Origin of the sequence: Sphingobacterium sp. UBA7253 (assembly GCF_002472745.1) — a bacterium.
GTDB lineage: Bacteria > Bacteroidota > Bacteroidia > Sphingobacteriales > Sphingobacteriaceae > Sphingobacterium > Sphingobacterium siyangense.
In genome coordinates this window covers 17,700-39,189 of sequence record NZ_DKSP01000246.1, presented here as the reverse complement: position 1 = coordinate 39,189, position 21,490 = coordinate 17,700, and the positions used below count along the sequence as shown (strand labels likewise).

Here is a 21,490-nt window from a genome sequence, read left to right as displayed (position 1 = left end):
AAATATAAGGAATTATTGAAAAAACGAAAATGTTAAGTGAAATATATTCCAATTCCCATTGGTCATTTCCCGTTACTTTATCATGATTCGATAGACCAACTTGGCAAATACCGTAAAAAGGACATGATCTTTTCCTTATAGATTGCCGTATTTAGTTTGAAATAGTATGCTCCTTTTTTTGAGTTTTCCTTATCCTTTTCCTCCAGTTTGATGATAAGGTCTGAGGAAAGCAGTTTTCGGCTGAAATTGCGCTTATCCAATTCGATATTGTAAACACCCTCATAGAGTGCTGCAATCTGGGGAATCGTGAATTTCTCAGGCAGCAGTTCAAATAATATCGGATACAAAGCTGCTTTCATGCGTAGACGGTGCTGTGCAGAAGCGATCATCTGATCATGATCGAAGATCAGTGTTGGGTGCTCCTGTAATGGAAACCATTGGGCTTCGTAATCGTCACTGAGGATATGTTGATATTGCTGCGTATCAATCAGCGCAAAATAACAGATACTGACAACCCGGTCGCTAGGTTCACGCTTAGGTTCACCGAATACACTACATTGCTCCATGTATACATTTTCAAGCCCTGTTAACTGTTTGAGCACCCGGCTCGCCGCCTCTTCCGGGCTTTCGTCAGATTGAACGAAACCACCCATCAGACTCCATTTATTTCGTTCGGGTTCGAAATCACGTTTAATTAAAAGTACTTCAAGGGATTCGCCGTTAAATCCAAATATGATACAGTCTACTGCCAAAAGGATCCCTGAATCTTTTTTATAATATTCCATCGTCTATCGTTTTATCTTTTTTTATCTGACATCACCCCATTTATTCCACGAGCAAAACTATGTAAAAAAGTAAATAGCTAAAAATAAGTATAATAATTGTCTGATACATCCCTTTAAAAGGCTTTTATACGCCTATGTCAGGAATTCGGGTTAACCATAATTTGCTGCTATGAAGTTAGCTCTATTTTTTAAATATGAAAATTTTCTTTCATATTTAAAAAAATAAATGTTTATTTGACACTAATTATTTTTTCAAGGCGAACTTCAGAAAGGGGGGGGATTGAAAAATAAGGCTTTAGAGACAATTATAAGTTATAAACCAAATTCAGCAAAAATGAATAAATCGTATGTCATTGGGGTGGACTATGGAAGTGATTCGGTCCGTTCGGTATTGGTTGATGCTAACAATGGCGAGGAGATAGCTTCTTCTGTATTTTACTACCCGCGTTGGAAAAGAGGGGAGTATTGTGATGCTGCTTTAAGTCAGTTTAGGCAGCACCCCTTGGATTATATCGAAGGCTTGGAAGCAACAATAAAAGATTGTTTGCTCAAATCGGAAATCGACAATATTGGCGCAGCTGTAAAAGCAATTTCCGTGGATACAACGGGATCTACTCCAGTTGCCGTAAACGCAGCCGGGGTTCCATTGGCGTTGTTGGACGAGTTTAAAGACAACCCCAATGCCATGTTTGTTTTATGGAAAGATCATACAGCTGTTGGAGAGGCCAAAGAAATTAACCTGCACAATCAAAATAGTTCGGTGGATTATTTGAAGTATGTGGGCGGAGTATACTCTTCGGAATGGTTCTGGGCCAAATTACTTCATGTTTTTAGAGCAGATGAAAAAGTCCGTGCCGCCACATATAGCTGGGTTGAGCATTGCGATTATATTCCATTTCTATTGACGGGAGGAAAACAGGTGTCTGCGATGAAGCGTGGGGTTTGTTCAGCGGGGCATAAATCGCTTTGGGCCGAAGAATTTGATGGCCTACCGCCAAATTCTTTCTTTTCAACACTTGATCCATTGCTGGATGGTTTGGTTGATCGTTTGTTTTCCGAAACATACACTGCTGATCAATCTGCTGGTCAGCTTTCGGAAGAATGGGCGCAACGATTAGGTCTTACAACCTCGGTCGTTGTCGGAGTAGGTGCATTTGACTGTCATATGGGGGCAGTAGGAGGACAAATAGAGCCATATTATCTGAGTAAGGTAATGGGGACATCGACCTGCGATATGCTAGTTGCCCCGAAGGAGGAGGTTCAGCATACGTTGGTCAGGGGAATCTGCGGTCAGGTAGACGGTTCGATTATACCGGGAATGATCGGTATGGAAGCTGGGCAATCGGCATTTGGAGATGCTTACGCTTGGCTGAAACAGGTGTTACTGTGGCCAACGAAAAATTTGATACAAGATATTGAAGAGATCGAAGCGCATACGCGTGAACAGTTGATGGCAACCCTGGAGGAGAAACTCTTGTTCAGTCTAAGTGAGCAGGCTGCATTACTTCCCGTAACGGCAACATCTGAATTAGCTTTGGACTGGCTCAATGGTCGTCGAACTCCGGATGCGGATCAATCCTTGAAAGGAGCGATTACAGGTTTGCACCTCGGAACAGATGCCCCTCGGATCTTCAGAGCAATTGTCGAAGCAACTTGTTTTGGCGCAAAGGCTATTGTTGACCGTTTCGTGGAGCAGGGTATTCCGGTAAAAGGCTTGATCGGTTTAGGTGGAGTTGCAAAGAAATCCCCCTTTATTATGCAAATGATGGCCAATGTGATGAATATGCCTATTCGTATTCATAAAAGTGAACAGACTTGTGCCATTGGCGCCGCAATGTTCGCCGCAACAGCGGCTGGTTTGTATGACCGGGTCGAGGATGCCATGAAGGCAATGGGGCAAGGTTTTGAACGAACCTATATACCAGAGGAAAGATGGGTAACCATCTACGCCGAACGCTACGAACATTACAAGGCTTTGGGAGCTTTCATCGAAGGAAAGGAATCGCTCGCCATTACTGTTTAACCATTCAAATTTTAATCATGTATAATTCAATTAAAGAAGAAGCCTACCATTGCAATATGCAATTGCCCCAGCTGGGATTGGTGCTTTTTACATTTGGAAATGTGAGCGTTGTCGATCGTCGTCAGGAAGTGTTTGCGATTAAACCAAGTGGGGTTCCATATGAAGAGCTTTCACCGGAACACATGGTGATTGTAGACTTTGATGGTCAGGTGGTTGAGGGGGATCTTCGGCCATCATCGGATACGAAAACTCATGCGCTACTTTATAAACATTGGAAGGAAATCGGTGGGATCACCCACACGCACTCCACCTATGCGACAGCATGGGCACAGGCGCAACGGGATATTCCCATTTTCGGAACGACACATGCCGATCATTTGACCGTCGATATTCCCTGTGCTCCACCAATGCACGATGAGATGATCGCCGGAAACTACGAGCATGAAACGGGGTTTCAGATTATCAATCACTTTGCCGAAAATAAGCTGGATTATAAAGATGTGGAAATGATTCTGGTTGGTAACCACGCGCCGTTTGCCTGGGGTAAAACTGGAACAAAGTCTGTTTATAACAGTGCAGTATTGGAACAGGTTGCTAAAATGGCTTGGTTGACAGAACAAATCAATCCGAATGCGCCTCGATTAAAGCCTGCACTGATCAAAAAGCATTACGAACGGAAGCATGGGGCCAACGCCTATTATGGTCAATAATTTTTAGTAATAAAAAATCTATAGCAAAAACTACAATTTAACATGAATATCAATTTAAAAGAGCTTGAGGTCTGGTTTGTCGTGGGAAGCCAAGACCTATATGGTGAAGAAACCTTGCGGCAAGTTGCCCTACATGCTGAGGAAATAGCCAATTATTTACATACCCAAGCAGCGATTCCAGTAGCGGTAAAATATAAACCGATCGTAAAAAATACGGACGAGATTTATGCAACATTGGCAGCCGCCAACAATGAAAAAAACTGTATTGGGGTTATTACTTGGATGCATACATTTTCACCTGCAAAGATGTGGATCCGAGGATTAAAAGCATTGCAAAAGCCATTGTTGCATCTGCATACACAGTATAACCAGGATATCCCATGGAATAGTATCGATATGGATTTTATGAATCTCAACCAAAGTGCGCATGGGGATCGCGAATTTGGACATATCGTTAGCCGCTTAAAAATAGGTCGTAAAGTCGTAACCGGGCATTGGCAAGATGCGGAAGTGCTGGAACGGATTAATGTTTGGGCGCGTGCAGCCGCGGGATGGCACGACTGGCAAGGTGCTAAATTTGCACGATTTGGCGATAACATGCGTTATGTGGCTGTTACAGATGGCGATAAAGTAGAGGCAGAGGCGCAATTTGGTTTCGCTGTAAACACCTATGCGATTGGTGATTTGGTAGCGGTTATCAATGCGAGTACGGAAGCGGAAATCGCGACATTATTAGCGGAGTACGAAGCGACTTATGAACTTGCCGAAAATGTGAAAGCTGGCGGTGAATATCATACTAACCTCATCGAAGCTGCTAAAATAGAAATTGGCCTACGGAAATTTTTGGAACAAGGAAACTTTAAAGGTTTTACGGATACTTTTGAGGATCTGCATGGGATGGTGCAACTTCCGGGCTTGGCGGTACAACGTTTAATGGCTGAGGGGTATGGTTTTGCCGGCGAAGGGGATTGGAAAACTCCGGCTTTGGTGCGCGCTTGCAAAGTAATGGGTGCAGGATTAGCTGGAACAACCGCATTTATGGAGGACTACACCTACCATTTTGATCCGCAGAATCCCATGGTACTTGGCTCACACATGTTAGAAGTAGACCCCGCTTTAGCAACTGGAAAACCACGTATAGAAGTACATCCGCTAGGAATTGGCGGCAAGGCGGATCCTGCCCGTTTGGTTTTCAATGGCCAAAGCGGAGATGCATTGAATGCCTCTTTGGTCGATATGGGAACGCGTTTTCGTTTGATCGTGAATAAAGTACAAGGTGTTGCTGTGGAAGAAGAGTTACCTAAGCTTCCTGTTGCGCGTGTGTTATGGAAACCGCTGCCAGATATGAAAACAGGCTGTAGCGCCTGGATTGTGGCAGGGGGGGCACACCATACAGCCTACAGCTTGAGCTTAACACCCGAATACCTGGAAGATTTTGCACGTATTGCCGGACTGGAATATGTATTGATCGACGAGGATACTACGGTAGCGAAACTCGAAGATCAATTGAAATGGAATGAACTATATTATTTACTGAGTAAATAATAGCCTAAGCCATTTATACCTGCTCTTCGGGTATAAATGGCTTATAGATAATAACCAATTTGGGAAATATGGAAAAATTTGCAACGGTAGATTACATCATCTTCGTAATTTACTTCTTTATTGTAGCCGGTTATGGCTACTGGATTTATCGTAAAAAGACGAATAGTTTAAGCAGTAGCAAGGACTACTTTCTGGCGGAGGGATCATTGACTTGGTGGGCCATAGGTTCTTCGTTGATCGCATCGAATATTTCTGCTGAGCAGTTTATTGGTATGAGCGGTAATGGATTTGAGGTCGGTATTGCTGTAGCCGCTTATGAGCTCATTGCTGCGGTAGCCTTAATTATTGTTGCGGTTTGGTTTATTCCGGTCTATCTGAAAAACAAGATTTTCACGATGCCCCAGTTTTTGAACAACCGATACAATGAAACAACAAGTCTCATTATGGCAATCTTCTGGTTGTTTTTGTACGTTTTTGTCAATCTGACTTCCATTTTGTATCTCGGGGCAATCGCCATTTCGAGTATGGCCGGAGGTGGTGACAGCTTCCACATCATTACAGTTGCTCTAGCCGTATTTGCCGTTATCATCACTTTGGGCGGAATGCGTGTTATTGGCTTTACAGATGTTATTCAGGTTGTTGTATTAATTATTGGTGGTATAGCGACGACCTATGTGGCATTGACCTTGGTCAGTGAACATTTTGGTTTGGGACAAGACGCCTTAGCGGGATTCAATAAACTGATGGAAGATTCGCCGGAGCATTTTAACCTATTTGTCGATAAACCAGGGCCGGGTGCCAGTCAGGAAGATATTAATAAATATCTGATGTTGCCTGGAATAGGGATGTACCTTGCCGGGATCTGGATTGTCAACCTAAATTACTGGGGTTGTAACCAATACATCACACAACGCGCTTTGGGAGCTGATTTAAAGACGGCACGCACAGGGATTCTTTTTGCAGGATTTCTAAAGTTGTTTATGCCGATTATCGTCATGCTTCCAGGAATAGCTGCTTATGTGCTTTATAAAAATGGCGCATTACAACACGAAATGGCTCCTGGAGGGGTGTTTCATGCCGATAATGCGTACTCGGCGATATTGGGCTATCTGCCAAATGGAATGAAAGGACTCGCGCTGGCGGCGCTCACGGCGGCTATTGTGGCCGGATTGGCTGGAAAGGCAAATAGTATCGCAACGATCTTTACACTGGATATCTTTAAAAAATACATCAATAAAGATGCGAGCGAAGCAAAAATGGTCTGGGTTGGTAAGATAACAATTGTGATCTCTATTCTACTTTCTGTTTTATTTACCTGGAATGATGCACTGGGCATCGGTGGCGCCGGAGGATTTACTTTTATCCAAAAATATACAGGCTTTATCAGTCCGGGGGTTTTTGCGATGTTTTTGCTCGGTATGTTCTGGAAAAGGACTACGGGGGCAGCTGCCATTACAGGCCTGGTTACGGGATTTGCATTGTCGGTATTTTTCAACGAGTTTGCAACAAAAGTTTTCGGACCAGAAACATGGATCTATACGGCATATCTTAACAAAGCGGGTGTTTATGAAATTCCATTTCAGATATGTATGGGACTAGCATTTGTGTTTACGATGATCGCTATGATTGCTGTCAGCTTATTTGGACCAAAAGTTAATCCAAAAGCTTTTGTATTGGATCGATCGATGTTTAAAGTGGAACCGTCCGTATTGGCATTAATTGTTGTGACTTTATTGTTGGTGACTGCTATCTATGTGCGTTTTTGGTAGAAATGTTGCCATTTGAATAATTAACTAATTATGAACCATTCCTAATTAAAATTAGGAAGCCTCCATCAGACCGATGGGGTAAAACTTAATTGCAGATGAATAAGAAAATTATTATTGGTTTGTTGACTTGTGCTTCATTGGCTTATGGCTGCCAGTCTTCATCAACTCAAAGTAAGCAAGCAGCGACCTTGGCTGACTCTACCTTCAACCAAGCTTTTGATAGCCAGATTGATGGTAAAGAAGTTAAACTACTCCAGCTCAAGAATGACAAACTCGCTATTACATTGACAAATTATGGCGCACGCCTGGTAAGTTTAAAAGTGCCAGATAAAGACGGTAAATTGACTGATGTGATTTTGGGCTATGATTCGGCCAAAGAATACAAGGATAACTATAATAATTTTTACGGCGCAATTGTAGGGCGTTATGGGAATCGGATTGGCAAAGCATCATTTAAACTGAATGGTGAGGTTTATTCTTTAGAAAAGAATGATGGCGAGAATTCACTTCATGGCGGTACCAATGGCGTTTACAATAAAGTGTGGGATGTCGCCAGTAGCACTTCGACATCAATCACATTAGCCTATACCTCACCTGATAAAGAAGCGGGTTATCCGGGAACGGTCAAGATGGAGGTTACCTATACCCTGGAGGACAACGGTGCTTTAGCCATAGCCTATCAGGCGACAACAGATAAAGAGACGGTCTTAAATCTGACCAACCATGCTTATTTTAACCTCAATGGGGCCGGAGATTCTTCTATTTTGGATCATGAACTTCAAATTGATGCAAAGGCAATTACCGAAGTTGACAATACCTTGATTCCAACTGGAAAAAGTTTGCCTGTAGCGGGCACAGCATTCGATTTTACAAAACCTACACGTATTGGTGCTCGTATTGAAGATCAAAATGCACAACTGAAGATCGGAAAAGGCTATGACCATAATTTTGAACTCAACAAGAAGGATGGTTTCCAGAAGGTCGCACAGGTGTATGCCGCGAAAACAGGTATTGAAATGGACATCTACACAACCGAACCTGGTTTACAGTTTTATAGTGGTAATTTTATGAAAGATTCGGACCCTAAAGGGAAAGATGGAAAAGTGTATCCATTCCGTTCTGCGTTCTGTTTGGAGACACAACATTTTCCAGATGCACCAAATCACCCCAATTTTACATCAACGGTATTAAAACCTGGAGAAAAATATAGTTCAAAAACAACCTACCAATTCAGTGTGAAATAATAAAATCTATATGATGAAGCTAAGATTAAAATTAGGCGTTGTTTTTACGCTGACCACTGGATTGTTGTATGGACAGAGTCGTGTAAGATTAGAAACGCCGCAGCAGGAGCAGATTATAAGTCGACATATCTATGGACATTTTGCCGAGCACTTGGGACGCTGTATTTATGATGGATTTTATGTCGGGGAGAAAAATGACTCAATTCCCCACGCCGATGGCGTCCGGAAAGATGTTATCGAAGCCCTTAAAAATTTGAACATTCCCAATTTACGTTGGCCGGGTGGATGTTTTGCCGATACCTATCATTGGAAGGATGGAGTTGGGCCCAAAGCGCAGCGTCCCGCTATCGTAAACAACTGGTGGGGTGGCGTGACAGAGGATAATTCTTTTGGCACACACGATTTTCTCAACATGTGTGAATTGCTTGGAGCGGAACCTTATCTGGCGGGTAATGTGGGTAGCGGTGAGGTACAGGAGCTTGCCGACTGGGTACAGTATGTGAATTTTAAAGGAGAAAGCCCCATGTCGGATTGGCGACGAAAAAATGGTCGGCAGGAACCTTGGAAGGTAAAATTCTGGGGCGTAGGAAATGAAGCCTGGGGCTGTGGTGGAAATATGACCGCCGATTACTATACCGACATTTATCGCAAATACGCCACTTTTATGTCGGATTGGACCAATGGAAGTGGTTTGTATCGGATAGCATCAGGAGCTAATAGTGCAGATTACAATTGGACGGAGACACTCATGAAGAAAATTCCGAGTGGTTTGATGAAAGGTATGGGACTTCATCACTATGCAGTGATCAACTGGGATAATAAGGGCTCTGCGACCCAATATTCGGAAGAGGAATATTTTAGAACCATGAAATCAGCTTGGTTTATGAATGAGCTGGTGGGGAAGAATATCGCCATTATGGACAAATACGATCCGAAAGGACTTGTGGATCTGATTGTAGACGAATGGGGGGGCTGGTATGCTGTAGAGCCCGGTACGAACCCTGGTTTTCTCTACCAACAAAATACCATGCGTGATGCCATGATTGCAGGAATGACGCTCAATATCTTTAACAATCATGCTCGTCGGGTGAAGATGGCCAATCTAGCGCAGGCTGTGAATGTATTGCAGGCGGTTATTCTAACAGAAGGAAAGAATATGATTTTGACGCCGACTTATCATGTGATGGAAATGTATAAGGTACATCAGGATGCTAAGTTAATTCCTATTTCCCTTCAATCAACGGATTTTGAATTTAACCAGGAAAAAATTCCGGCCGTTTCGGTTTCAGCGTCACAAGACAAGCAGGGCCGTACTCATATCTCCTTGGTAAATATTGATCCGAAAAAGAATAATAAGGTAAAGGTGGATCTCGGTTTGTTGAAAGCTGGAAAAGTAACGGGCCGAATTCTTACCGCGGAGAATCTACGCGATTATAATTCCTTCAAGAAGCCCACAACAATTAAACCTGTTGTGTACAATAAAGCAAAGGTAGTGAATGGTACCATTGAAGTGGATATTCCGGCATTTTCAGTTATTGTATTGGAATTAATATAACCGCCAATTTTGATAGGGTTGTCATGTCGTGCTACCTTATTTATGCTGTTAGAGTTGGTGTAAAAACCTGAAATAATAAATTATTGATGAACAAATACATATAGGGATGAAAAGAGTAGTATCAATACTGTTACTGTTAGCGAGCTTGAGCTCTTCAGCAATGGCACAGTCACCGATAACATTAAATATAGCGTTGGATAAACCTACGGGCAAAATGTCACCACATATGTGGGGTGTCTTTTTTGAAGATATCAATCTTGGTGCCGACGGGGGAATCTATGCTGAATTGGTAAAGAATAGATCATTTGAATTTGATCAGCCTTGGATGGGCTGGAAAAAGCTCGAAAATGGCTCTGAGGGAACCTACCTGCTGCTAAATGATAGCAAACGTAAAGGGAACAAACGTTATTTAAGGATAAACAATGCGGCTAATCTGAAATTAGGACTACAAAATGAAGGCTTTAGAGGAATGGGGGTGAAAGCGGGGGCAGCATATGAGTTCTCTGTACAATATCAAAGTGTAGCTAAGGGGATGAAAATCCATGTTGAGCTGCTCGATCAACAGAATAAGGTTATTGGCGCAGCTGAACTTCCACTTGAACCCGTCGGATCATGGTCTGAAGCAGCAGTTAAATTTCCTGTCAACCAAACGACAGATAAAGCCAAATTAAATGTTTGGTTTACAGGGGCGGGTACGTTAGACGTAGATATGCTTTCGTTATTTCCAGTAGACACCTGGAAAGGAAGACCGAAGGGTTTACGTAAAGATATGGTTCAGATGCTTGCCGATATGAAACCCGGCTTTATCCGTTTTCCTGGAGGCTGTATTGTTGAAGGGAAAGATTTGGCTAATCGGTTTCAATGGAAGAAAACTGTTGGACCAATAACAGAAAGGGAATTGATTATCAACCGGTGGAATACCGAATTCAGCCATCGGCTGACACCTGATTATTTTCAGACCTTTGGTTTAGGATTTTATGAATACTTTTTACTGGCAGAAGATATTGGAGCATCTCCAGTTCCCATTCTCAATTGCGGTATGGCCTGCCAATTTAATACCGGAGAACTTGTACCATTAGACGAACTTGATACCTATGTGCAAGACGCTTTAGATCTGATTGAATTTGCCAATGGCGCAACAGATACAAAATGGGGGAAATTACGGGCGGATATGGGGCACCCTGAGCCTTTTCACCTCAAAATGCTGGGGGTTGGAAATGAAAATTGGGGCCCGCAATATATCGAACGGTTGACCGTCTTCAAGAAAGCATTAAACGAAAAGCATCCAGAGATCAAAATTATTGCCAGTTCGGGCACTGATCCCGAAGGAGATCGTTTTGACTTCTTAAATGATCAACTGCGGGCGATGAATATCAATATCATTGATGAACACTATTACCGCCCACCATCCTGGTTTCTGTCTAGCGCCAATCGCTATGATAATTACGCTAGAAATGGGGTGAAAATTTTCGCAGGAGAATACGCTTCGCATACGACGCGACCAAACGGTCCAGGGAAAAGTACCTGGGAGGCGGCCCTCTCGGAAGCCGCTTTCATGACGGGCCTCGAACGAAATGGCGACGTCGTGGAGATGGCATCTTATGCGCCATTATTCGGCCATGTCGATGGATGGCAGTGGTCACCGGACTTAATTTGGGTGGATAACTTGCAGGTATATGGAACACCGAGCTACCAAGTACAAAAATTATATGCTACCAATAAAGGAACAAGCATTGTTCCGATCAAACGGGATGGTGAATTCGTAGCTGGCAAAGATAGCCTCTATGCTTCTGCAGTATTTGATGCAGCTGCGCAACAGCTTATCGTGAAAGTCGTCAATTACAACAGTAAGCCGATGAAAGTGAACCTCGACATAGATTCGAAGAAAAAGCCTGCTGCGACAGCAGAGAAAATCACGTTGGCCAACGCCAACCTAAACCTGAGTAACAGTATCGAGGAACCATTGAACATCCGTCCAAAACAAAATACGGTAACTTATAAGGGAAAGACGATTGTTGAAACATTTGAACCCTATTCCTTTACCTTGATTAAAATGTCCGTTAAATAAGATGAATATCCGTAGACTCTTTTTTACTACCCTGATTCTATTTGTACATAACGTGTTTGCACAGGTAAAGGAATCGGATCTGGCGGCTTACCTGATGGTTTACTTTAAGGATGAAAGCCATGGTCTGTATGTTGCTGTCAGTCAGGATGGCTATTCTTTCACCGATATCAATAAAGGAAAACCGATCATTGCTGGCGATAGCATTGCACAGCAGAAAGGTATTCGGGATCCCTATATCATGCGCGGAAAAGATGGTTATTTTTATATGGTCATGACGGATTTACATATCTACGCACAAAAGCAGGGTTATAGAAGTACGGAATGGGAGCGTGACGGAGTCGCATTTGGATGGGGTAACAACCGGGGTATTGTCTTAATGAAATCGACTGATTTAATTCACTGGAAGCATACGGAGCTCTACTTGGAGAAAGCCTTTCAAGGTTGGGAAAATGTAGGCTCCTTCTGGGCTCCCGAACTCATCTATGATGATCGTACTGGGAAGATGATGATCTATTTTACGATGCGGTTTGGCAATGGACTGAATCAGCTCTATTACGCCTATTTAAATAAGGAGTTTACAGCATTTGAATCAGAACCACAGCTTTTGTTTCAATACCCCAAAGCAAATAAAAATTACATCGATGGCGATATTACGAAAGTGGGCAATAAATACCATCTTTTTTATGTCGCCCATGATGGTATTCTGGGCATTAAGCAAGCTGTTTCAGATTATCCAAATGGCCCTTATCAGTACGATGATCGCTTCTATGATCCTGAACCAGAAGCCTGCGAAGCGCCGAATGTGTGGAAAAGAATAGGAGAAGATAAATGGGTTTTGATGTATGATATCTATGGGATATCGCCCCATAATTTTGGCTTCAGTGAAACAACAGATTTTAAAAATTTTGTTGATCTGGGACACTTTAATGCAGGTAAAATGAAATCCACTAATTTCACTTCGCCTAAACATGGCGCTGTCATCCCAATAACAAAACAAGAGTTGGTGCGATTAGCGAAGCATTGGCAGTTTGATTTGTCTTTGCCAAAAAAATAGAAGCTTTTAGAACAGATCTTCGTAACTTATTGCCTTTATATGGCAATAAGTTACTTAACCAAATAAATTGCTGGTGAATTTAAGCTTAATACCGAGTTGAAAATTATTGATTGTTTTGAATATTTCTTTAATTGTCGCCTTTTCAATATTTGTCAAACTATCTATAGGTACGTAATTGTTGGGTGCCAGTTTAGCGATACGGATCTGGTTAGCCTGATTTTTTAGGCGGATCGACATCAGGTAATAATAAGATTGATTTAACTCCTCGTACTGTTCTTGTGTGAAGATGCCCAACTCAAGAAGCTGTTTTAGCCTACCACCTGTATTTTCTTCATAAATTCTGTTTTTCAGCGCGTAAACCCGGACTAAATCAACAATGGGCGTCATCGCTTTCTTGATATTGAAGACTTCAGAAGAACCTATTGTTTGCGTTTTTATCGCTTTGAAAAATGTGAGCGGCGGTTCATATTGCAACGCATTCTTTGCAATGAACGTAAAAAAACGCTCGTTGGGTTTTTGTAGCTCAATATTGAGAAATTCTTTGAGTTGATCAATAATACCCTGGTCACCATATAATCGCCTACAGTCAAAGAAGGTCGAAAATTTAATCGCATTCTCGGGGATACTTTCTTCAATCCATTTTTTGTAATTTTTCTTCCAATGTGACAGCGAATGTGTCCATTCGGGATTACTGGCCATATATCCCCCGGTACAGTAGCTAAAACCAATTGTATTGAGATGATCCGATACGCGACTGGCAAAATTGAGGAAATACGCGCGTACAAGCTCACGTTGTTCGTTTGCTTTATCTTCGTAAATAATTGCATTATCCTGGTCGGTCATTAGCGTCTGTTCTTTCCTTCCTTCGCTACCCGTTACCATAAACACAAATTTTGCAGGCGGTTCGCCCATTTCCCCGATCACTTTTTCAATTACTTTAAGTGCAATACTGTCGGCAACGGTGGTAATAACTTGGTTCGCAATCTCTGCATTTACACCTCTACCGAGCAATTGGTGAATAATCTCGGGAACATTATTCCATTTTTCACGCAATTCATCCAATGTTTCTGCGAGTTTAACCGATTGAATAAATACGAGAGGAGACTGCCCTTGTTCACTCAATAACCGATTTCGGCTAAGGAAGCCGATATAATGGCCTGCCTTCTCAACAAGGAGATATCTTGATTTCGTACGGAACATCATCAGTACAGCTTCGTAAAGATAGGCCTGATCCGAAATACTGACAATAGGGTTATCCATTACCTGAGCAATAGATTGTGTTGCCGGAATCTGCTGGGCCACGACATTGTCTCTTAAGGTAATATCTGTCGCATAGCCAAGAATATGCTCCCCTTTTTTGATAAATATGCAGCTTACCTTGTGTTTCGCCATGGTTTGTGCAGCCTCAAAGATTGGTGTATCCGGTGTACAGGAAACGATATCTTTGTAGGTGATGTGTTCAATTTTACGCGAATAAAGTTGGTCTGCAGCAAAATAGCTTTCCTCGAAGGAGGCTGGCGACTTAACAAAATGAGAAAACTCCTCATCTAACATTCTTTTTCCAAAGGAGTTGGTGAAAAAATGGAAAAACTCTTCATTCGCATTACAGAGCTCAATAAAGTCTTTTCGGGGTAAACGATAAATGATCGTACCTTTTTTGGCAATGACGGACTTGAGTGCTTTCGTTCGGTTTAATAAGACCGATATTCCACCAAAACAATACGGTTTATGGTGTATCTCGACCAATCGTTTATTATCGGAAACATCTAGAAAGAATGTTTCATATTCACCTTCGAGGATTAAATCAACACCATCCATATCGGTAATGTTCTGCCGATAAACTAAGGTGTCTTTAGAAAAACGATGTTCATTGAATCTGTCGACAATACTCAATTGTAGGGTTTCGGGCAGAATTTGAAATGGCTGCGTAGATTTCAGCAGGGGTAGGATCGCGTCGGAGTTTTTCATGGAAGTCACATTAACAGATGTTCTCGAATTCAGCTTGCTGATTTTGTATGTCCTGCTCGGATAATTCATCTCTTCGAATCATTTCAAAATAGCATTTAGCAGTTATTTCAGCATCTTTTTCAGCATTGTGCATTTCTGTGGCTGGACTCGAAAATAGTGTATCATGCAGCGATGAAAGCGGAAGATGCACCATATTCGGATTCCGAACGTATTTTTTGCTATGCAACAAGGTGCAGAAATAAGCTAAGTTATGAAATGGAATAGCCAAGTTGGATCGATAGAATTCGGCCGCTAATACCTGCAGGTCGAATGAAAGAAAATGCCCGATAAGCTGGGGCTTATATTTTTTGATGTCATGACTGAATTTCCGTAATACTTCTTTTTTCTTCTCACCATATTTCATTAGAAAAGGCGGTGTCAATCCATGAATCTGTTCTGATGCAGGACTGATTGGTATTAACGGCTCATAAATATATTTATTGGTTCGTTTAACTTCATGTTGCTCTTCGTCATAAATGATCCAAGCCAGTTGCAAGATGTGGGGCCAATTATCACCGTCCATGTAACTCTTGTTCCACTTTTTCGGTAAACCAGATGTTTCCGTATCTAAGAATAGCAAATATTTTTTCAATGCATTGTCGGTAATTAATAATTAAAAGTAATCAAAATTTGTTGCAGGATAGCGGGCTATATCGAAATAATTTAGCTATAGCGTAACTATTTTGTCGTTACAACATAACAGTACATAACAGTTCCTTTTCTGAAATCATTTACTTTAGATATCTAATACCTAAATACATAGATAATGAATGCTGTTTTCGGAGTAATCTTCCACTTTATAGGCGGTTTTGCGTCTGGAAGTTTTTATGTGCCCTATAAAAAGGTGAAAGGTTGGTCTTGGGAATCCATGTGGATTTTGGGCGGACTTTTTTCGTGGATCATTATACCTCCTATCGCAGCAATGCTCACGATACCCAATTTTATGGAGATTATTAAAGAGACCGATCTATCCATTTTGAGTTATACCTTTTTGTTTGGTATGCTTTGGGGGATAGGCGGTCTGACTTACGGTCTTGGTGTCCGTTACCTTGGCGTATCGTTGGGAAGTAGTATTATTTTGGGACTCAGCATGGTGTTTGGATCCTTGATGCCTAGTATTTATTATTTTTTCAATCGGGCCGAGGGTAAACACGGTATCGATTATTTCTTTACGACACAGCCGGGTGTTTGTATTCTCATTGGACTGTTGGTCTGCTTGGTCGGAGTCTATCTATGTGGCAAGGCTGGTATGTCCAAAGAAAAGCATCTTTCAACATTATCAGCAGAAAGTAAATCTGATTACAACTTCGGCTTAGGTATCGTCGTGGCGATCGTTTCAGGTATACTAAGTGCCTGTTTCAATTTTGGTATAGAGTCTGGGAAACCCATGGCGGATGTAAGCAATGCGGTATGGAAGGCCGCTAACCCCAATCAAGGAGAGTTTCTCTATCAAAATAATGTAACCTATATCGTAATTCTGTGGGGCGGCTTTATGACAAATTTTATTTGGTGTCTTTATCTGCTCGTCAAGAATAAGTCTTTTAAAGATTATACGAAACCAGCAGTGCCGAAGTTGCGGAATTTTCTTTTATGTGCTTCAGCAGGGACAACCTGGTATCTCCAATTTTTCTTTTACGGTATGGGGGAAAGCCGACTGGGCAATGGCGCAAGTTCCTGGATATTACATATGGCTTTCATCATTCTTATTTCAAATGCCTGGGGCGTTGTATTAAAAGAATGGCGAGGGGTGGACCGTGTAACCTATCGTTCCATTATTGCTGGAATTATCACAATTATCATTTCCATTTGCATAGTAGGCTTTGCAAGGACATTAGAAAATTAATACTTAAACAATATAGAAGAGGTGAAAATGTATAAACATGTCAATTACTTATGGGACGATGAGAAAGCACGTACACTAGACGGTGATGAAGTGGCTTTATTATTATATCGTTCGAATATTTTAGGCGCGGATCTAAGAATCACAAATTATGGTGGTGGCAATACCTCCTGCAAAGTTTTTGAAAAAGATCCATTGACCGGAGAGGATGTGGAAGTGATGTGGATAAAGGGCTCAGGAGGAGATATTGGGACGCTTAAGAAATCGGGGTTGGCAGCACTGTATCTTCAACGGCTGCGCAGTTTAGCGCATGTTTATCAAGGCTTGGAGCATGAAGATGAGATGGTTGAACTATTTAACCACTGTATTTACGATCTGGATTCTAAAGCACCATCTATTGATACACCATTACATGGGTTTTTACCATTTAAACATATTGATCATTTACATCCCGATGCTGCTATTGCTATTGCCGCTGCAAAAGATGGGAAGAAGATTACACAAGAATTGTTTAATGGGGCGATCGGCTGGGTAGATTGGCAGCGACCGGGATTTGATCTTGGCCTTAAGTTAAGAGCCTGTTTAGCAGAAAACCCGGGTATTCGGGGTATTATGTTGGGATCACATGGCTTGTTTACATGGGGAGACACCGCACATGAATGTTATGTGAATTCATTGGATGTAATCGAAGCTTGCGCGGAATATCTTGAGCAAAACTATGGTAAAAAAGCACCTGTATTCGGTGGTCAGCAAGTAACTAGCCTGAGCAAGGAAGAAAGAACTGCACAAGCAGCTAAACTTGCGCCGGTTTTAAGAGGTTTCTGTTCTAGTGAGCGTCACATGATCGGACACTTTACAGATGATGAACGTGTATTGGAATTTATAAATTCAAACGATTTACAACGCTTAGCTCCGCTTGGTACCAGCTGCCCGGACCACTTCTTAAGAACTAAAATCCAACCGTTAGTACTAAATTTGGATAAATCAGAAGATTTGGATAATGTTGAAGAGCTAAAAGCGAAATTGGCGCCATTGTTCGAAGCATACCGTGAAATGTATGCACAATATTATGAAAATTGCAAGCATGAAAACAGTCCAGCTGTACGCGATAAAAACCCGGTGATTGTTTTATATCCAGGTGTTGGTATGTTTGCGTTTGCGAAAGACAAACAAACTGCACGTGTAGCGGCAGAATTCTACACCAATGCGATTAACGTAATGAAAGGAGCGGAAGCTGTAAGTGAATATACGGCCTTGCCTCGTCAGGAAGCTTTCGATATCGAATATTGGTTACTTGAGGAGGCTAAATTGCAGCGTATGCCGAAACCAAAAGCACTTTCCGGAAAGATTGCTTTGGTGACAGGAAGTGGTGGTGGAATCGGAAAAGCCATTGCCAAGAAAATGGCACAGGAAGGGGCAGTGGTTGTGCTTAACGATATTAACGCTGAACGTTTGGCGGAATGCGAACAAGAATTCGTGGCACAATTTGGCCAAGATGCAGTGATCTCCGTCCTACTGGATGTGACCGAGGAAGTACAGATCCAAGAAGCCTTGTATAAAACTGTTTTAGCATTTGGCGGGATAGATATCATAGTGAATAATGCCGGATTGTCGATTTCTAAATCTATCGAGGACCATACCCAAAAAGATTGGGACCTATTGTATGATGTATTGGTTAAAGGACAATTTTTGGTCACCCAAGCGATCACGCCAATTTTAAAGGGGCAGAACATCGGTGGTGATATCTTGAATATAGTCAGCAAAAATGCGCTTGTCAGTGGTCCGAATAATGTCGGTTATGGAAGCGCGAAAGGTGCACAATTGCACTTAAGTAGATTATGCGCCGCGGAGCTTGGACCATTCAAAATTCGTGTCAATGTTGTTAACCCCGATGCAGTGATTTCCGATAGCAATATTTGGGCTGGCGGATGGGCAGAGGGACGCGCAAAGGCATATGGTATTCAGATCGAGGAACTGCCTACATTTTATGCTAATCGGACCTTGTTGAATGAAGTGATTCTACCGGAGGATATTGCAAATGCCTGTTTTTGTTTTGTGGGTGGTTTGCTCTCGAAATCTACAGGTAATACACTCAATGTAGACGGTGGCGTAGCAATGGCATTTGTGCGCTAATTTCGCTATCTTCGGTATTGTGTTTTCAATAGATCGAGAAACCACAATACCCTATTTTAATAAACCGAAAACAGTACTATTATGATTTTAGACAAGTGTGCTATCGCGGCACATAATGACCAGTTGCAGGCGAGGCATCAGCGAGCCTTTGATTTTGTTTCTCACGAGATTGTACAAACAGAAGAGATTGTAGAAAAACTACAGCAATTCCAGATTGCTATCCCTAGTTGGGCATTGGGTACAGGTGGAACGCGCTTTGGCCGTTTCTCTGGTGCCGGTGAACCGGCAACACTGGAGCAGAAAATTGCAGATGTAGGCTTGCTGCATGCATTGAATGGATCGAGTGATGCTATTTCATTGCATATTCCCTGGGATATTCCTAAAGATGCTGAAGCATTGAAGCAGTATGCAGCAACCTTTGGAATTCACTTTGATGCGATGAATTCAAATACATTTCAAGATCAGGTCGGGCAGGAGCACAGCTATAAATTTGGGTCTTTGCATCACGTTGATCCACGCGTCCGTCAACAGGCGATAGACCATAATATAGAAGTAATCGACTTTGGAAAACAGTTGGGGTCAACGTGCTTGTCGGTATGGCTGGCTGACGGTTCATCATTCCCTGGGCAGCTTAATTTTAGACAGGCCTTTGAAAATACCCTTGCCAGCCTACAGGAAATCTATGCGCATCTACCCGTAGACTGGAGCCTGTTTATAGAGTATAAGGCATTTGAACCTTATTTCTATTCGACGACCATTGGCGATTGGGGACAGTCTTTACTTTTAGCAAATAAGCTGGGACCACAGGCTTTTACCTTGGTGGATTTAGGGCATCATCTACCGAATACAAACATCGAGCAAATCGTATCGCTGCTGTTGATGGAAGGGAAATTGGGCGGCTTTCATTTCAATGATAGCAAATATGGAGACGACGATCTGACGGCCGGTTGTATGAAACCTTATCAATTGTTTTTGATATTCAGTGAATTGATCGATGGGATGGATGCGCGGGGAATGGCTCATGAATCGGCTTTAGGCTGGATGATCGATGCTTCACATAATCTGAAAGACCCATTAGTTGATTTATTACAATCGGTAGAAGCAATTAAAATAGCCTATGCGCAGGCCTTGCTTATCGATCGGAAATCGCTTCGCGATGCGCAAGCTCAAAACGATGTGGTAGCTGCCCAGGAGATTTTGCAACAGGCATTTCGAACCGATGTAAGACCATTGCTTGCTGAGGCGAGACGACGCATCGGTGCGGCATTGGATCCAATAGGGCTCTTTAGAGAACAGGCGTTACGAGATAGATTGGTGGGGGAAAGAGGAAAAAATAGCGTCGCTACAGGCCTCTAAAAGATACACGACATGGAAAACAAAAGTATACCTGTCGTAGCCGTATTTGATGTTGGAAAAACGAATAAAAAACTTCTTTTATTTGATAAAAACTATAGCGTGCTATGGGAACGATCTGCTCGATTTTTAGAAACTGTCGATGAAGATGGGGATCCTTGTGAAAATCTTGAAAGCCTTCGTCTGTCGATTTTTGATGCCTTGCATGAAGTACTCCGGCGGGACGAATTTGATATTCAGGCAATCAATTTTGCAGCCTATGGGGCTAGCTTGGTTTACATTGATGCACAGGGTAAACCTTTGACTCCCTTATACAACTATCTCAAGGATTTTCCTGCGGATATACAGCAACAGTTATATGATGCGTATGGAGGTGTTGTCGCATTTTCATTGGCAACGGCATCACCATCATTGGGTAGTCTGAATTCGGGCTTACAGCTCTTGCGTCTGAAGCGTGAAAAACCTGATTTATTTGGGCAACTTGCCTATGCGGTACACTTACCTCAATATTTAAGCTTTTTGGTTTCAGGCAAGCTGTGTACAGATTTGACTAGCATCGGCTGCCATACTGCACTTTGGGACTTCAAACAACACCATTATCATCAATGGGTAGAAGACGAGGGCCTCGTTGGAGCTTTCCCGCCAATTGTTTCGGGAGATGCAGCCTTTAAAAGTACGTTTCTAGGTAAGTCATATTGGGTTGGAACGGGTTTACATGATAGTTCCGCGGCACTTATTCCTTATCTAATGAGTAATAAAGAACCCTTTGTTTTAATTTCTACAGGCACTTGGTGCATTTCATTAAACCCATTTGCGTCGATCGATTTGACAATAGAGGAGCTGCAGCAGGATTGTTTGTTCTATCTTTCCTATCGCGGTACTCCCGTAAAAGCCTCCCGTTTATTTGCAGGGTATGAACATGAAATTCAATCAAAGCGTATTGCCGATTTCTTTGCGGTGACCACGGCCAAATTTAGAACGCTTGAAATCGACTGGGACATTATCGCGGCTTTGACAGCGCTTGATCTTCCGAACGCGATAGATTTGAAATCTTTTGAAGCCATTGACCTGCATCGTTATCCAGATTATCAAACCGCTTACCACAGCTTAGTCTGGTGTCTTGTCAAGGCACAGGTAGCCGCCACCCAACTTGTTCTTTGCTGTACACAGACTGCACGGATATTTGTCGATGGTGGATTTAGTCGAAATCAGATTTATATGAGTTTGATTGCACGTGAATTTCCAGCTATGGAGGTGTTTGCTGCAGCGATGCCGCAAGCAACAGCTTTGGGTGCCGCACTGTTGATGCATCAGCATTGGAACACAGCAGAGATCCCACAAAACTTGGTGGAATTAAAATTATTTAGGCCACATACTGTTTCGTAAATGATTTTAGAACAGGAT

15 protein-coding genes are annotated in these 21,490 nt (G+C 42.3%); 12 read left to right on the top strand and 3 right to left on the bottom strand.

The window, feature by feature from the left end; all coding sequences use genetic code 11:
• Positions 1 to 80: 80 nt before the first annotated feature.
• Positions 81 to 785: an NUDIX hydrolase gene (locus tag B2X72_RS25930; protein WP_201669665.1), complete on the bottom strand. Its 705-nt coding sequence runs from the start codon at positions 783 to 785 to the stop codon at positions 81 to 83.
• A gap of 334 nt (positions 786 to 1,119) precedes the next feature.
• Here B2X72_RS25930 and B2X72_RS25925 point away from each other — a divergent pair, with 334 nt between their 5' ends.
• The 8 genes from B2X72_RS25925 to B2X72_RS25890 all read left to right on the top strand — a co-directional run bounded on the left by B2X72_RS25925 (position 1,120) and on the right by B2X72_RS25890 (position 12,753).
• The gene (locus B2X72_RS25925) at positions 1,120 to 2,808 is read left to right on the top strand and encodes a ribulokinase (protein WP_286852083.1); all 1,689 of its coding nucleotides are present in this window, start codon (positions 1,120 to 1,122) and stop codon (positions 2,806 to 2,808) included.
• A gap of 17 nt (positions 2,809 to 2,825) precedes the next feature.
• A complete protein-coding gene (locus B2X72_RS25920; protein ID WP_286852082.1) occupies positions 2,826 to 3,518 on the top strand; it encodes an L-ribulose-5-phosphate 4-epimerase in 693 nt (230 codons plus the stop codon).
• Between the two features lie 42 nt (positions 3,519 to 3,560).
• Positions 3,561 to 5,063: an L-arabinose isomerase gene (gene araA, locus B2X72_RS25915; RefSeq protein WP_286852081.1), complete on the top strand. Its 1,503-nt coding sequence runs from the start codon at positions 3,561 to 3,563 to the stop codon at positions 5,061 to 5,063.
• Positions 5,064 to 5,131: 68 nt separating this feature from the next.
• Positions 5,132 to 6,832: a sodium:solute symporter family transporter gene (locus tag B2X72_RS25910; RefSeq protein WP_286852080.1), complete on the top strand. Its 1,701-nt coding sequence runs from the start codon at positions 5,132 to 5,134 to the stop codon at positions 6,830 to 6,832.
• Between the two features lie 95 nt (positions 6,833 to 6,927).
• Positions 6,928 to 8,076, top strand: a complete 1,149-nt coding sequence (locus B2X72_RS25905; protein ID WP_286852078.1) for an aldose epimerase family protein — start codon at positions 6,928 to 6,930, stop codon at positions 8,074 to 8,076.
• Positions 8,077 to 8,086: 10 nt separating this feature from the next.
• Positions 8,087 to 9,631, top strand: coding sequence for an alpha-N-arabinofuranosidase (locus B2X72_RS25900; protein ID WP_286852076.1), 1,545 nt, complete (start codon positions 8,087 to 8,089; stop codon positions 9,629 to 9,631).
• Between the two features lie 106 nt (positions 9,632 to 9,737).
• Positions 9,738 to 11,699, top strand: a complete 1,962-nt coding sequence (locus tag B2X72_RS25895; RefSeq protein ID WP_286852074.1) for an alpha-L-arabinofuranosidase C-terminal domain-containing protein — start codon at positions 9,738 to 9,740, stop codon at positions 11,697 to 11,699.
• A 1-nt stretch (position 11,700) separates the two neighbouring features.
• Complete coding sequence (locus B2X72_RS25890; protein ID WP_286852072.1) at positions 11,701 to 12,753, top strand: glycoside hydrolase family 43 protein; 1,053 nt, start codon at positions 11,701 to 11,703, stop codon at positions 12,751 to 12,753.
• A gap of 54 nt (positions 12,754 to 12,807) precedes the next feature.
• On the opposite strand, the gene B2X72_RS25885 is transcribed toward B2X72_RS25890, so the two are convergent.
• Both B2X72_RS25885 and B2X72_RS25880 read right to left on the bottom strand, forming a co-directional pair.
• Positions 12,808 to 14,721, bottom strand: coding sequence for a DUF294 nucleotidyltransferase-like domain-containing protein (locus tag B2X72_RS25885; protein WP_286852071.1), 1,914 nt, complete (start codon positions 14,719 to 14,721; stop codon positions 12,808 to 12,810).
• A gap of 10 nt (positions 14,722 to 14,731) precedes the next feature.
• Entirely contained in the window at positions 14,732 to 15,352 is a 621-nt protein-coding gene (locus B2X72_RS25880) for a 3'-5' exonuclease (RefSeq protein ID WP_286852070.1), read from the bottom strand.
• Positions 15,353 to 15,526: 174 nt separating this feature from the next.
• Here B2X72_RS25880 and rhaT point away from each other — a divergent pair, with 174 nt between their 5' ends.
• From rhaT to B2X72_RS25860, 4 genes are all read left to right on the top strand, one after another.
• Positions 15,527 to 16,603, top strand: coding sequence for an L-rhamnose/proton symporter RhaT (rhaT, locus tag B2X72_RS25875; protein ID WP_286852069.1), 1,077 nt, complete (start codon positions 15,527 to 15,529; stop codon positions 16,601 to 16,603).
• 27 nt (positions 16,604 to 16,630) lie between these two features.
• Complete coding sequence (locus B2X72_RS25870) at positions 16,631 to 18,733, top strand: bifunctional aldolase/short-chain dehydrogenase (protein ID WP_286852067.1); 2,103 nt, start codon at positions 16,631 to 16,633, stop codon at positions 18,731 to 18,733.
• Positions 18,734 to 18,814: 81 nt separating this feature from the next.
• A complete protein-coding gene (locus B2X72_RS25865; RefSeq protein WP_286852065.1) occupies positions 18,815 to 20,089 on the top strand; it encodes a TIM barrel protein in 1,275 nt (424 codons plus the stop codon).
• 12 nt (positions 20,090 to 20,101) lie between these two features.
• Positions 20,102 to 21,472, top strand: a complete 1,371-nt coding sequence (locus tag B2X72_RS25860) for an FGGY-family carbohydrate kinase (protein ID WP_286852063.1) — start codon at positions 20,102 to 20,104, stop codon at positions 21,470 to 21,472.
• Positions 21,473 to 21,490: the final 18 nt, after the last annotated feature.